The sequence below is a fragment of the Limosilactobacillus agrestis genome (assembly GCF_014145585.1).
Classification (GTDB): Bacteria; Bacillota; Bacilli; order Lactobacillales; family Lactobacillaceae; genus Limosilactobacillus; species Limosilactobacillus agrestis.
Map to the genome: position 1 here is coordinate 67,039 of NZ_JACIVF010000003.1, position 13,063 is coordinate 80,101.

Annotated in this window: 12 protein-coding genes; 6 read left to right on the forward strand and 6 right to left on the reverse strand. The window is 38.6% G+C overall.

Annotated elements, in window-relative coordinates:
• Nucleotides 1-8 precede the first annotated feature (8 nt).
• On the forward strand, nt 9-866 hold the full coding sequence (locus H5R88_RS00315) for an SAM-dependent methyltransferase (RefSeq protein ID WP_182599997.1): 858 nt from the start codon (nt 9-11) through the stop codon (nt 864-866).
• 348 nt (nt 867-1,214) lie between these two features.
• On the opposite strand, the gene H5R88_RS00320 is transcribed toward H5R88_RS00315, so the two are convergent.
• Complete coding sequence (locus H5R88_RS00320) at nt 1,215-2,627, reverse strand: PTS transporter subunit IIC (RefSeq protein ID WP_182599998.1); 1,413 nt, start codon at nt 2,625-2,627, stop codon at nt 1,215-1,217.
• Nucleotides 2,628-2,781: 154 nt separating this feature from the next.
• On the opposite strand from H5R88_RS00320, the gene H5R88_RS00325 reads away from it, so the two are divergent.
• The 3 genes from H5R88_RS00325 to H5R88_RS00335 all read left to right on the forward strand — a co-directional run bounded on the left by H5R88_RS00325 (nt 2,782) and on the right by H5R88_RS00335 (nt 5,814).
• Nucleotides 2,782-3,951 carry an MFS transporter gene (locus tag H5R88_RS00325; RefSeq protein ID WP_182599999.1) on the forward strand — a complete coding sequence of 390 codons (1,170 nt, stop codon included), beginning with the start codon at nt 2,782-2,784 and terminating at the stop codon, nt 3,949-3,951.
• A gap of 260 nt (nt 3,952-4,211) precedes the next feature.
• Nucleotides 4,212-5,093, forward strand: a complete 882-nt coding sequence (locus tag H5R88_RS00330; protein ID WP_182600000.1) for an XRE family transcriptional regulator — start codon at nt 4,212-4,214, stop codon at nt 5,091-5,093.
• A 10-nt stretch (nt 5,094-5,103) separates the two neighbouring features.
• Entirely contained in the window at nt 5,104-5,814 is a 711-nt protein-coding gene (locus H5R88_RS00335) for a lantibiotic ABC transporter permease (RefSeq protein WP_182600001.1), read from the forward strand.
• 232 nt (nt 5,815-6,046) lie between these two features.
• Here the strand turns inward: H5R88_RS00335 and H5R88_RS00340 are convergent, their stop codons facing one another.
• From H5R88_RS00340 to lplA, 3 genes are all read right to left on the reverse strand, one after another.
• Nucleotides 6,047-6,505: a hypothetical protein gene (locus H5R88_RS00340; RefSeq protein ID WP_182578632.1), complete on the reverse strand. Its 459-nt coding sequence runs from the start codon at nt 6,503-6,505 to the stop codon at nt 6,047-6,049.
• Complete coding sequence (locus H5R88_RS00345) at nt 6,502-6,909, reverse strand: hypothetical protein (protein WP_182600002.1); 408 nt, start codon at nt 6,907-6,909, stop codon at nt 6,502-6,504. The genes H5R88_RS00340 and H5R88_RS00345 overlap by 4 nt, the downstream gene beginning before the upstream one ends.
• A 129-nt stretch (nt 6,910-7,038) precedes the next feature.
• Complete coding sequence (gene lplA / locus H5R88_RS00350; RefSeq protein WP_182578630.1) at nt 7,039-8,052, reverse strand: lipoate--protein ligase; 1,014 nt, start codon at nt 8,050-8,052, stop codon at nt 7,039-7,041.
• A gap of 200 nt (nt 8,053-8,252) precedes the next feature.
• Between lplA and H5R88_RS00355 the strand changes: the two genes are divergently transcribed.
• Together H5R88_RS00355 and H5R88_RS00360 are read left to right on the forward strand one after the other, a co-directional pair.
• Nucleotides 8,253-8,720 carry a universal stress protein gene (locus H5R88_RS00355; protein WP_182578629.1) on the forward strand — a complete coding sequence of 156 codons (468 nt, stop codon included), beginning with the start codon at nt 8,253-8,255 and terminating at the stop codon, nt 8,718-8,720.
• 10 nt (nt 8,721-8,730) lie between these two features.
• Nucleotides 8,731-10,659, forward strand: a complete 1,929-nt coding sequence (locus H5R88_RS00360) for an elongation factor G (protein ID WP_182600003.1) — start codon at nt 8,731-8,733, stop codon at nt 10,657-10,659.
• Nucleotides 10,660-10,732: 73 nt separating this feature from the next.
• On the opposite strand, the gene H5R88_RS00365 is transcribed toward H5R88_RS00360, so the two are convergent.
• Nucleotides 10,733-11,635, reverse strand: a complete 903-nt coding sequence (locus tag H5R88_RS00365; protein WP_182600004.1) for an ROK family protein — start codon at nt 11,633-11,635, stop codon at nt 10,733-10,735.
• 24 nt (nt 11,636-11,659) lie between these two features.
• Nucleotides 11,660-13,012: a branched-chain amino acid transport system II carrier protein gene (gene brnQ / locus H5R88_RS00370; RefSeq protein WP_182578626.1), complete on the reverse strand. Its 1,353-nt coding sequence runs from the start codon at nt 13,010-13,012 to the stop codon at nt 11,660-11,662.
• Nucleotides 13,013-13,063: the final 51 nt, after the last annotated feature.

A 13,063-nucleotide genomic window follows, 5' to 3' on the forward strand; every position in this document is an offset into this window, starting at 1 on the left:
AGCTTCTGATGAATCCTAAAAAATTAAAACAGCTAAAAAAGCGTGTCAAAAAGGCACATCAAATTGTTAATGAACCCTCATATATTCAGGAATTAAATACTTATCGGGACCTATTCGATGACTTTCCGCCGGTAAAATACCTCATTAACAACGTTTTGGAAAGTGATCGCCTACTAAAGAACGGCTTATTGCCACAACCACTACCAAAATTACTATTACCGGATAACATTCAAGATACGATTTTCAAAAAGGTTAACGAACAGTTTCCACAAGGTGATCCACGTGGTGATAAACTTTGGAACAAATACAGTGAAGCACTACCAAAGTTAGATAAGGCGTTACGCAACTATCGGGATTATCTTGAAGAAACATACGGAATGTGGTCATACGTTAATGCTCCTTTTGCAAAGGCACTTTCTGATTATTTGGGTGGAGCACCAACACTGGAGATTATGGCTGGTAATGGTTATATTTCTAAAGGATTACGCAATAATAATGCTAACCAAAAAATTTATACTACTGATAGCCAAGCATGGGTAAAGGAAAATGAAACAGGTAAGCACCCTGTTACTAAAATTGAGAAATTAGATGCCCTAGCAGCAATCAAAAAGTACGGTGACGAGGTTGAATATGTCATTATGTCATGGGCTCCCGACAAAGGTGAAATTGACTGGGATGTCCTACAACTTCTTCGTTCAACATACCCTGAAGTCAAATTATTAGTTATTGGTGAAAAAGATGGCGCAACTAACTCTAAGAAATTCTGGCAAGCAGCACAATTGAGTCAAGATGATGAGTTACAGAAAGTTAATGCTAACTTGCATTCGTTTGATTTGATTGATGAACAGATTTATCTTGTTAATTAAAAGGGAGTGGAAAATAACCTTCTCAATAAGGCAGTAGAGTAAGCTAGAACGATGATTAGCACGGCACACGGGCTTGGATCGGACTGTTCATCATTCGTACTTAGACTCGAGCCTTGTGGTGACGTGCAGCTAGTTCCACGTTATCTTACTATTGTTTATAAAAGCAATTGAGGCCGAGAGAAAACAAAGATTTTCTCTCGACCTCTTTTATTTTATTCAATCTATTTTAACTACTGAGATCAGAACCAACACGCCCGCAAAATTCAAATCTTGCAATGAACAGTCTAATGTTTTTTCGACTACTAATGCTTTCATTTTTGGCTTTTTCTTAATTTTTCAACACTTTACCTAGGCATTCTTCATCGCCATCTTATTAAGGTAGCTCCAAATTTGTGAACGATATTTCCGTAGTCCGAATAACATCACAAGATAAATAATAACTGCTAGTGAAATCCAAACAGGACTTTCTGATATAAAGGCAGCAAAAACCAATGCATTCAATGGTCGTGCCACTAAATTAAAACTTGTTACCAAGACCACCCCAGTTGGAATTGCCACCCCATAGTGAGCCACTGCTGCCGTATAGACAGGACTAAGCCAACTTGCCGCATATAAGCCCAAACTAAACCACACAATTCCCGTCGCAATCACCTTTAGGATATTTCCACGAGTAACAGCGACAATTGATTCAATCATGTAAGGAATTGCAATTAAATCAACTACCGGAAGGGTCTTATTGCCAGGAAGAATAAAAGCAATTAAAACCATAATCGGAATTAAAATGATTCCTGAAATTAAAGTTGCTGATTCTCCATAGCCAACTCCATCATCCACTACTAGGAACCACCGCTTTTTATCATAACGGTTATTTTTATTTTCGCCATGTTGTTTCTTCTTCTGTTCATCAATTTCAGTGGCGATGGGGATAAATGCCTTTGCGAATACGTTTGTAACGAGGGGAAAAATCGCCATAACGGCAGCCAATTGAATCGCAAATTTAGTAATTTGTCCCCATGCACTTATTTTTCCTAGTGAAGATAAATTACCCAAGATTCCAATTATTAATCCCAAGATAATTCCCATTGTAATTGGTTCCCCAAAGACACCTAGTTTTTTTTGAAAACCTTTAGGAGTCATTTTTATTTTATTAAATCCCAATAAATTCCATACCGGATCTAAAATAATCGCTGGAATCACTTGTTCGATATTATGTAAGGCGTCGACGGTGGTATTCTCGATTCCATAATAGTCTGCCCACCGGTCTGCTTGAATCTCAGCTAAGGCTAGTGAGTACAGGAGCATAAAGAATTCTAATCCTAATGATAGCCAATAATTATGAGTTACATATAATGCTAGAGTCCCCCAAATCATATAACCAAAATTATTCCAAATATTAGAAGGCAGAAATACTTTGGTAACGCCAACCGCAAATAAAATCAATTCGGCCAATAACCCAAAAACAAAAAACGATAAACCAACCGTTGAGCCAAATGCCGCTAATGATCCTGCCTGCCAGCCAATATCAACTACTGGCAGCTTAATTCCTGTATTGTCAACCATCTGACGGACAATCTTAGTCACCACTGGCGTAAATTCCGTAATAATCCATGTAAAACCAGTTAGCCCAACACCAGCATAGAAGGCACTCATCATCGCTGTCTTAGGTTGTACTCGTAGTAACAAGGCAATGATAAAAATTATTATCGGAACAACTACACTTGCACCAAAGGTTTGAAAAATAGTATTAACTTCTTGAAGCATCCTTTACCCCCTTCATCGAATAAACTGTTACCTATATTTTCCCTAAGATCAATCTTTTTAGCAAGACAAAAGTTTTATCGTTGTTTGCTATAGAAATGCATTCAGAAATTTGCTACAGTATGGTGAGCTTAATCTATTAGGGAGGATACGTTTTATGAAATATCGCTTACAGGCTATTATTTTTGTATTTGTTGCTTTTATGCTTGGCTGTAACGAATATATGATTGTCGGCGTTTTACCTGATATCGCTCACGAATACCGTGATTCGCTTGGAAAATTAGGACTGCTTGTAACTGTCTTTGCCTTGGTTTATGCAATTTTCACTCCTATTATTACCTCAATGGCAAACCGGTGGCGACGACATCATGTGTTATTAGTTCTCATGGTGATCTTCTTTATTGGCAATACCTGGACAGCAATGGCATCAAACTTTACTTCAATGTTACTTTCACGGATCTTAACTGCAAGTGTTGCCGGCGCAATTATTTCAATGGTCCTCGTAATGGCAAGCTATGTTGCGCCGCGTGAAAAAAGGGCAAGTTTGGTATCATGGGTTTTCGCTGGCTTTAGTATCGCTTCTGTTATTGGAATTCCAATCGGGACCGTTATCAGTACTACTCTTACTTGGCATGACAGTTTTTGGATGATTTCGGGAATTACGATCATAGTTTTTGTAGCCTTAATCTGGCTCGTTCCACGTGATACCCCTCAATTTAAGAGTACCCTTAGCAAGCAATTCGTGTTATTTAAGGATTCACGAATCATTCTCGGTGTAGGTTTCATTGTTGCTATCTGTGCAGCTGACTACACAATCTATACCTATATTCGTCCCTTAATCACTAACGAAATGGGATTTGATAATACTTGGTTGAATTGGCTTTTATTCGGAATGGGTATTTTCTTCATTATTGGTAATAAATTTGGTGGGTACCTGGCTGACCGTGGCGGAATTCATCGTCTCAGTGGAATTTACGCAGCAATGACAATCTTATTTCTCATCTTTGGCCCCGTCTTACCATTCAAGTGGGGTGCCATTATTATTGTGGCTGTCTTATGTGTTGCCTTTTCATGCTATGGTTCTTCCACCCAGTTAATGTTTCTTGATATTGCCGAAAAACAATATCCCCAATCACTTGATTTAGCTTCATCTTTGAACTCGATTTTTGCTAATATTGGTATTTCACTTGGCTCTTTTACTGCCTCACAGGCTGTCACCTTCACTGCCATGAAAAATCTCGGTTACGTTGGATCAGTCTATGGACTTCTTGCAACAATCCTCGTAATGATCTTAAGCAAAAAGTATACTGGAATGCGTAATTACTAATCCGTTAGATGGAGAGTGAGAATGAATCTTCTCGACAAGGCAAGGCTAGTTCCATGTCATCTTACTATTGTTCGTGAAAGCAGTAGAGGCTGAGAGAAAGCAAAAGTTTTCTTCCAACCTCTACTTTTTTATTTCCCGGGAAATTTATATGCAACTAATAGTAGCGAGGTGAGCAATTGTTGTTATCCCAGGATTATATTGACCTTTTGATTAAATCCAATTAAATTCTAAATATAGATTTTGCAAAGGAGCTTTTTGCTATGTCGTACCCTTTTCCGCAGCAACTTCTCAAATTGCGGACTGAAAAACAATTATCACAAGCTGAACTAGCTACGCGTCTATTTGTTTCCCGCCAGGCCGTCTCCAAATGGGAAAATGGGGATGCTGAACCAAGTATCGATAAGCTAATTTTGCTTGCCAAAGTTTTTAATGTTTCATTAGACCGCCTCATTCTGGGAACAAACGACTTTAATCAACCACTGGTAAAACTTAATAATATTGTTAAAACTTTTAATTCACCAATTCTCAACAACCTTAATTTAACTATTCATAATAATGAACGCATTGCCCTTCTTGGTAGTAATGGCGCTGGTAAAACAACTTTAGTAAAGATAATTGAAGGGGCTTTGAATCCCAACGAAGGTACTGTTAAATGGTATTTTAATAAAAATGATTCTTTAAATATCATGTCACAAGAAAACATTTTAATTCCGACCCTAAAAGTTAAAGAGCAGATTATCTTGACAGCCGCCATAGCTAAGGTCGATTCAAAACAGCGAATTAATTATCTTCTTACTCAATTTAAATTATCATCCCAGCAAAATACAATTATTGCAAAACTATCAGGCGGACAAAAGCGCCGACTTTCGCTCTTGCTTAGCGTTCTCCGTCAGTCCAAACTTTTAATCTTAGATGAGCCGACTGTTGGGATGGATTTAGAATCAATTGACTATTTTTGGCATTTTATTGAAAAGGTTTCGGGAAGTATTTTAGTTATTACTCATGATTTCAATCAAATTGATAAATTCTTTTCCCGGGTTCTTCTCCTTAAAGACGGCCAAATCTCTCAAGACATCCCTGTTAAGGAAATCCACCAACATAATCAGACAATCGAACAGTGGTATCGTCAGCATAATCGTTAGGAGCTTTATTATGAGTATCATTGCAATTCAACTAAAACAAGTTTTACGTAATCGTCGTTTTTTTCTTTTTACTATTCTCTTGCCTGGTATTTGGTATGTATTTATGATTCAAATTGCTAGTCCATCCTTCCCCGCTACTGGCAATTTCCGGCTCGCTTTCCTCTTACTTGCTCTGCTGATGGGGATACTCGGTAATTCAATCGTTACTTTCAGCAAACGGATTTGTAGTAATAAAGACTTCTACATTCTTCAATCGCACATTAGCCACTACTCTCTGTGGAACTACCTATTTTCACAATTAATTACCCAAGTCATCATTAATTTATTCATTGCCACCGTGATTATCATTCTTGCTATGTTTCTTCATGCTATTGAGTTCAATTCCATTACCATCACCAGTATATTGTTAACCAATATCATTGGAATATATCTAAGCGTAATCGGGTTTGCAATTGGGCTTTCCTTTGATGCACCAACTGTCGATGCTGCTGGAACCCCAATCCTATTTACAATCGCAACCTTTATCACTCCATGGAAACAGCTCTTACCAGCTAATTCCTTTATTGATTTTTTTACTGATATTCAAAAACTATTTCCAACTTATTATCTTTACGCTGATCTTGATCAGCTCTCAGTTAGTCATCTTGGGCTACTGTTTGTAACTGCGATTATTACTCTTTTACCCTGGCTTGGCCTTATCTATCGAAAATTAATCAATTAAAAAAACCGGAATACCTAGTATTAAGCATACTAAGTATTCCGGTTTTTCGTGTATTGATATTATCTCAAGTCAATCAGCACTGTCCACATGGCTAATTAACTAGACACCTCACAATCCGGTGAGTTAATGTGTCCCACTGTCAAAATGTCAATGGTAGCTCTTAGGGTCGCTACCAGACCTCTCGACTCATCGTAAATTATAGTTTAACATATTAGATCCATCGGTGCAACTCTTATGCTCTTGCTTCCATTATGTCTGCAAGGTGTTCGGCTATCCATTCTTGAGTTTTAGTAACCAAATCAGTTATCTTTCCGCCTTGATCAGTTTCATTTGCTAGTTCATCGATCCGCAATCCCGTTTTATTAATATCTTCACTTTCCATTACTAAATAGAGATTAACAGGGTACTCAATCTCTTTATCCAATAATTTAACATCCAATCGCTCTGCCTCATCCATCGGTACGTTGATCAGGTTGGTTTCTAAGCGAAAGCTAACTGGATCACCTTTTTTCATTTTAATATTCATCTTATATTGCCCAAGGTGTCCCGTATCAAGCTGTTCAATCATAAAATTAATCGCAGTTGTTAATACTGTTTTTTGCTGTGATTGGGCAGCAGTTTTTTCAACTTCTTCTGTCACAACCTGATCGCTCGTCAACTGTGACAAATAATCAGCTACTGACATCTTCATTTTTTCATTTGCTCCTTCATTTTTTCAATTTTAGCTTTTGTATAGTCTGCACGCTGTTTTGCACCATAATAAACACCAGCAGCCCCTACTAAAATTCCAACAATACTTAGTGCTTGAATAAATAATCCGTATGCACTTTCTCGCGGACTTACCATTTGAAATGCTGCTAAACTAGCGATTGCAAAATAAAGGTTTACTAAAATAGTTGCATATCCACAAAAGCGCATCTTTAAAAATGATAAGCCATTAACAATAATTGCTAAAACGATAAAGAGGAGCAGGCGCGGCCATACAGATGATGATATCAGCGAGTGACCATGCTGAACAAACATAAAAGCATCAAGGACTAATGCAATTACTGCTGCTACTGATGTTACAATAACAACTTTTTCGTTATTTTTCATTTATTTTGCCAACTTTCCTTCTTGATATCCCCATGGATGACTAATATTTTTACATCCCCTTATTAACAAAAAAGGAATGTAACGATTAATTACACTCCTCATTTTACTAAATTAAGTTAAAAAGCTCAATTATGCGAGTAAGTCCGCTATTGCAACGGTTGGAATCCCTGTAATGTATTGTTGAGTCCCTTCTTGTTCAAGCACTTTTGCAATCTCGTCATGATCATACTTAACCCCTTGGAGCTTTTTTGCTAACTGGTTAATATCTTGTGGCCCAAAGAAATCACCATAGAATTTCACATTTTTGATTACGCCATCTTTAACATCAAAGCGGGCATCAATTGTCCCCATATCAAAGTGTTTCCGCCGCTTAACCGTAAATTCTGGCGACTTACCATAAACCCAATCCCAGTTGTTATAGTATTGCTCATAGATCTTATCAATTTCTTTTTGATCTTCGGGAGTAACCACGTATTGCTTATCCTTAATCTCATCAAGGTCATCAACATGGAAGAGACCCTTTAGCAATTCATCTCTAAATGTTGGCACATCAATATCTTGGTACTTTTCATCCAAGTATGGGCGGAGATTAGTAACCCGTGAACGAACGGATTTGATCCCTTTTGAAGCAATCTTATCTTTTGCCACATGGAGGGCATCAGCGACAACACTTAAGTCAACGTCAAGCATTAAAGTCCCATGGGAGAATGTCTTTCCATTACGTGAATACATTGCATTTCCCGAAAACTTCTTACCATCAACCAAAATATCATTACGACCGCTGACTTCTGCACTAGTAGCACCCATTTGATGAAGAACATTAACAATGGGCCGGGTAAACGACTTAAAGTCACCAAATTCTTCACTATCACTGGGAACTACAAAGCTAAAGCAAAGGTTTCCTAAGTCTTGATAAACAGCACCACCACCAGATAATCGACGGGTTACCCGGATATTGTGTTCTTTCACATAATCATGATTAATTTCTTCAAGCGTATTTTGGTTCCGTCCCACAATAATACATGGTTCTTCATAATAAAATAGTACTAAAGGTTCTTTACCAAAATCCTTATTATTCATTAAATATTGTTCTGTAGCCAAATTCATTCCAATATTATGGGAAGTCATTGAAACATAACGCATGTCTAGCACCCTCTTATAAAAACATCAACATAATTAAAATAAAGCTTTATTTTTGTCATTTAGTCATCCAATTGTAGTGTACGTCTTTCAGTAAGCGTTTGCAATATATTATTGAGAAAGTAAAAAATACTTTCTTTTTTACATCTTTTTAGGGCAAAAACATTTTATAATAAAGGTATAAACTTTCGGAGGTGTCTATTATGACAGAAATTTATCCATACAAACATATTTTGGTTGCTGTCGATGGCTCAAAAATTACTAGTAACGTCTTAGAAAGTGCCATTGATTCTGCACTACGGAATCATGCTAGCCTTGATATCTTACGGATTGTTCAAGTAACGCAACTAACAGATGGTTATAGTAATGCGGCTCTTAGCAACGAAGAAACATATAATATTGTTAAGACCACTAGGGAACGACTCAATGACTTAAAGAAACGTGCGGTTGATGCTGGGGTTGAAGACGTTAACGTTCATATCCGATTTGGCAATCCTAAACGCGTTATTGCCCATGAATTTCCATCAGATCACAATACAGACTTAATTGTCCTTGGTGCGACTGGTGTATCTGGTCTTGAGCGCTTTGTTCTTGGCTCTGTTACACACTATGTTAGTCGAATGGCAAAATGTGATGTTCTTGTTGTTCGCAAAAACGACCATGTTAACTAGGTGAAACAAGGTGAAACAAATTGTTACTGGTATCGTTGCTCATGTCGATGCTGGAAAAACAACTTTAACTGAAGCACTCATGTATGAAACCGGAGCTATTCGAAAGCTAGGCCGAGTGGATAATGGGGATGCTTTTTTAGATCCTAACACGCTTGAAAAGCAGCGCGGAATCACTCTTTTTACCCATCAAGCTGAACTAATATACAATGACCTTGCGCTTACCCTTCTCGATACCCCGGGACACGTCGATTTTGCTAGTCAAACAGAACAAGTCTTACCAGTTCTTGATTATGCAATTCTTGTAATTTCAGCTACTGACGGCATTCAAGGATACACACGTACATTATGGGATCTCCTTGCGCGTTATAATATCCCTACCTTCATTTTCATTAACAAAACTGACGTGATTGGTGCCGATCCTAGCGGCGTTCTTAAGCAACTGCAAAAAGAATTTTCACCGGGTTGCCTTAATTTTGCTGATCCATTAACTGATGAGGTTCGTGAAACGATTGCCATGCAGGATGACACAATTTTAGAGAACTACCTCAATACTGGCAGTCTTAGCGATCAAACAATTCAGCAATTGATTAAACAACGCAAAGTGTTCCCTTGTTATACTGGAGCAGCCCTAAAGTTAACTGGAATCACTAATTTCTTAATGGGCCTTGAGAAATGGACCGTTACTCCTGAGTTTACTAATGAGTTTGCGATGCGGGTATTTAAGATTTCCCATGATGACAAGGGTAACAGGCTTAGTTGGGTTCGCGTATTCGGTGGCAAAGTTCCAGCTAAATCAATTTTGTTAAACGAAGAAAAAGTGAACCAAATCCGAATATATAACGGGGCTAAATTTACCACAAGTCAAGTTTTAAGCGCTGGTCAAGTTGGTGCACTTACCGGTTTAACTTCCACATCCCCTGGACTGGGCCTCGGTAAAACAAAGTCACTCCCATCGCCACTTATAAAGCCAGTCCTAAATTATGCCGTTAAAGTTGATAAAGCGGACCTGCATACTTGTCTCAAGGCCTTAAAAGAGCTTGAAGATGAAGATCCACAACTACAAATTTCTTGGAATTCTCACATCCAAGAGATTCACGTTCAACTCATGGGAGAAATTCAACTTCAAATCCTACAACAATTGCTTCTGGAACGATACCAATTGAAGGTTACATTTGACGAGGGAAAAATTCTCTATCAAGAAACGATTACTAACAAAGTTGAAGGGGTCGGTCACTTTGAACCACTACGTCACTATGCCGAAGCTCACCTTCTTTTAGAACCCGGAAAACCAGGCTCTGGAATTACAATTAGTAGTGACTGCAGTCTGGATATTCTTGACCGTAATTGGCAACATCAAATCCTAACTAGTTTACAGGCTAAAGAGCATCTGGGGGTCCTTACGGGTACTCCACTTACCGATGTCAAAATTACCCTCATTGGTGGTCGCGGTCACATAAAACATACAGTCGGTGGAGATTTTCGTCAGGCTAGTTGGCGCGCTGTTCGTCAAGGATTGATGGAGTTGAAGAAACAAAACGAATGCCAATTATTAGAACCTTGGTATGCTTTTCATCTTAAAATCCCAAATGACCAAGTCGGACGTGCGATTAATGATATTCAACAAATGCATGGGACATTCGAACTTAAGGAAGCTAATGATCAAACCCTAACCACGATTACCGGGACAGCACCTGTTGTGGAAATGCGGGACTATGCCCAAAGTATTCGTACCTACACTCACGGCCAGGGACATCTCGATCTTGTCGTTGCCGGCTACCATCCATGCCATAATACTGAAGATGTTATCAGGGACATTGATTATGATCCGGTTGCTGACCTGGAAAACACTCCTGATTCTGTCTTCTGTACTCATGGTGCTGGCTTTCCCGTTCCCTGGAATGAAGTTCCCGTAATGGCGCATTATCCGTACAGAAAATAGGCCGTTGACATTGCTCTTAATAAAGAGGGAGGCAGAGAGAAAAAAGTTTTCTCTCTGCCTCCCTCTTTATTTTTCATTCAATTGTCAATAATAACCCATATAATGCACCTAATAAATTAGCTTCATTGCCAAATTTTGCGGTCATTATTTCTGGCATCGTAACATCATCACGAAGACGGTAATCATCCTTTTGCAGAATCATAAATTGCTTTTTTATTTCATCAATTAAAATTTTTTGTGCACTAATGCCACCGCCAATGAGCACACGTTCTAAATCAACAACTGTCTGAATATTTAAGATCAATACGGCTACCCGACGACAAAAGCCTTCAAATAAGGACCAAATAACTGGATTATGACGATTGATTTCTTTAAATACTCGCCGGCCATCTGTTTTATCCTTAATATCACAAATGTCAGCCATTGTTTCAATCATCTTAACTGCTGAAGTAGTAGCCCCCATGGTTGAATAGTGAAGTTCTGGCGCATCATTATCAATGATCATGGCACTTAATTCACCCGCCTGAAAATGTGGTCCATGCAAGAGCTGGCTATTAATAACAATCCCGCCCCCAACTGAAGTCCCTAATGTGATCACAGCACCATTACTGATACCGTTGAGATTGCCAAGCCACATTTCCGCCAATGTCGCACAATTAGCATCATTACCAACATATACTGGACAATGAGCTCGTAATTCCAGATAGGCCGCAAAGTTAAAGGTCCCCATAAAGCCAAGGGCACCAGTAAACTTTACCTCTCCCGTTGCCGGATTAACGACACCTGGAAGACTGACACAAATCGCAGTAACCTTGTCTAAAACTGGCTCAACAACAGCATAGATTGCAGCCAGAAACGCTTCTTTTTGATGAGGAGTTGCAACATGATTTTTCTCAAAGATGTTACCAGAGTGGTCAATTAAAGCACTCTTTATCTCTGTTCCACCAATATCAATACTTAAATACTGTCGTTGCATAACTCCTCACCTCATTCTCTTATATTATACACGACTCCGCTGATGAGAGTACCAAATACAAATACTGATGAATAGGCCAACAAAGGTAAAAGGTAACCAGCTAAAGCCAAGTTGGTACAAAGGAAAATACTTTTCTGCAAAATGGATCAATGTCATACTAATTGAGGTATCCCGTAAAACCGGTGGAAAGGCATTTACCATATCAAAAAAAGCTGGAATCATTGTTATACCTGTCGTGATCCGGTAAATTAAGGAAGCTCCCTTGAATAGGGGCGAAAAAATACCTAGTAGAATCAACACGATGGCTAGAGGGTAAAGAAACATTAAAACTGGTATCGACCATGAAACGATCCGGTCTAATCCCATGTTAGCAACCAGAAATGATAATAGGCAATTTCCTCGTAAAAAGGTTTTATAAGAAATCTGGGGAAAACGATAGTGAAAGTCTTGAGCAAAAGCGACCACTAACCCCATCGCCGTCGTCATACAAGTAATCGTCGCAAGAGTTAGCAATAATATATTTCCAAAATTTCCCATATAATAATGAGCAATTTGATTTAGGGTTGTTCCTCCATTATCTGCGATTGCGAATTGGTGCCGACTCGTTGTCCCCAGGTAAATTAGCCCGATGTACAAAACCCCAATTCCTAAAATCCCAATCATTCCTCCCTTAGTAGTAGCAAGTGAAACTGATTGTTGAGATTTAAAACCGAGTTGACGAATTGCGGTGATAATCGTAACACCAAAAACCAATGCCGCTAACGCATCAACGGTGTTATATCCTTGAATAAAACCATTACTAAAGGCATGATTAACATATTCTGGAGTTGGTTGGGGAGCAGTTGTACTTCCCATTGGATGAATAAAAGCAAGAAGAAAGATCAAAAATAACATAATGAGGAAAAGCGGATTTAAAACTTTTCCAATTATCTCGGTAATTTTCCCTTCCCGCACTGCAAAAAAGTAAACAATCAGGAAAAATGCCCCGGTATAGACTAATAATCCCCACCCTTGCATCCCCTTACTTAAATATGGCGCAACACCAATTGTATAGGGAACAGTTGCTGTGCGCGGGGTTGCACATAAGGGTCCAATAATTATTTGAACCAGAATAAGAAAAACAAGGGCAAATTTTTTCCCGTTTGGCAAAGCCAGTTCATATAATCCGTTTGCATGTGTAATACTAATCGCTAGTAATGCAAATAATGGTAGAAGAACACCGGAAAGCAAGAATCCACCCGTTGCTGATATCCACTGGTTACCGGCTAATTGTCCTAAGTGTACCGGAAAAATTAAGTTTCCCGCCCCAAATAACATTCCAAAAATTAGCGACCCAATTACCAAGTAGGTTTTACACACTGCTTTAATTGAGTTCATAGTTAATCACTCGCTCCTTTTCTTTAATTTAATCTGATGCTAAATTATACC

Coding starts and splice junctions, on each gene's coding strand:
- H5R88_RS00315 (WP_182599997.1), top strand. CDS start 9: ATGAATCCTAAAAAATTAAAACAGCTAAAAAAGCGTGTCAAAAAGGCA.
- H5R88_RS00320 (WP_182599998.1), bottom strand. CDS start 2,627: ATGCTTCAAGAAGTTAATACTATTTTTCAAACCTTTGGTGCAAGTGTA.
- H5R88_RS00325 (WP_182599999.1), top strand. CDS start 2,782: ATGAAATATCGCTTACAGGCTATTATTTTTGTATTTGTTGCTTTTATG.
- H5R88_RS00330 (WP_182600000.1), top strand. CDS start 4,212: ATGTCGTACCCTTTTCCGCAGCAACTTCTCAAATTGCGGACTGAAAAA.
- H5R88_RS00335 (WP_182600001.1), top strand. CDS start 5,104: ATGAGTATCATTGCAATTCAACTAAAACAAGTTTTACGTAATCGTCGT.
- H5R88_RS00340 (WP_182578632.1), bottom strand. CDS start 6,505: ATGAAGATGTCAGTAGCTGATTATTTGTCACAGTTGACGAGCGATCAG.
- H5R88_RS00345 (WP_182600002.1), bottom strand. CDS start 6,909: ATGAAAAATAACGAAAAAGTTGTTATTGTAACATCAGTAGCAGCAGTA.
- lplA (WP_182578630.1), bottom strand. CDS start 8,052: ATGCGTTATGTTTCAATGACTTCCCATAATATTGGAATGAATTTGGCT.
- H5R88_RS00355 (WP_182578629.1), top strand. CDS start 8,253: ATGACAGAAATTTATCCATACAAACATATTTTGGTTGCTGTCGATGGC.
- H5R88_RS00365 (WP_182600004.1), bottom strand. CDS start 11,635: ATGCAACGACAGTATTTAAGTATTGATATTGGTGGAACAGAGATAAAG.
- brnQ (WP_182578626.1), bottom strand. CDS start 13,012: ATGAACTCAATTAAAGCAGTGTGTAAAACCTACTTGGTAATTGGGTCG.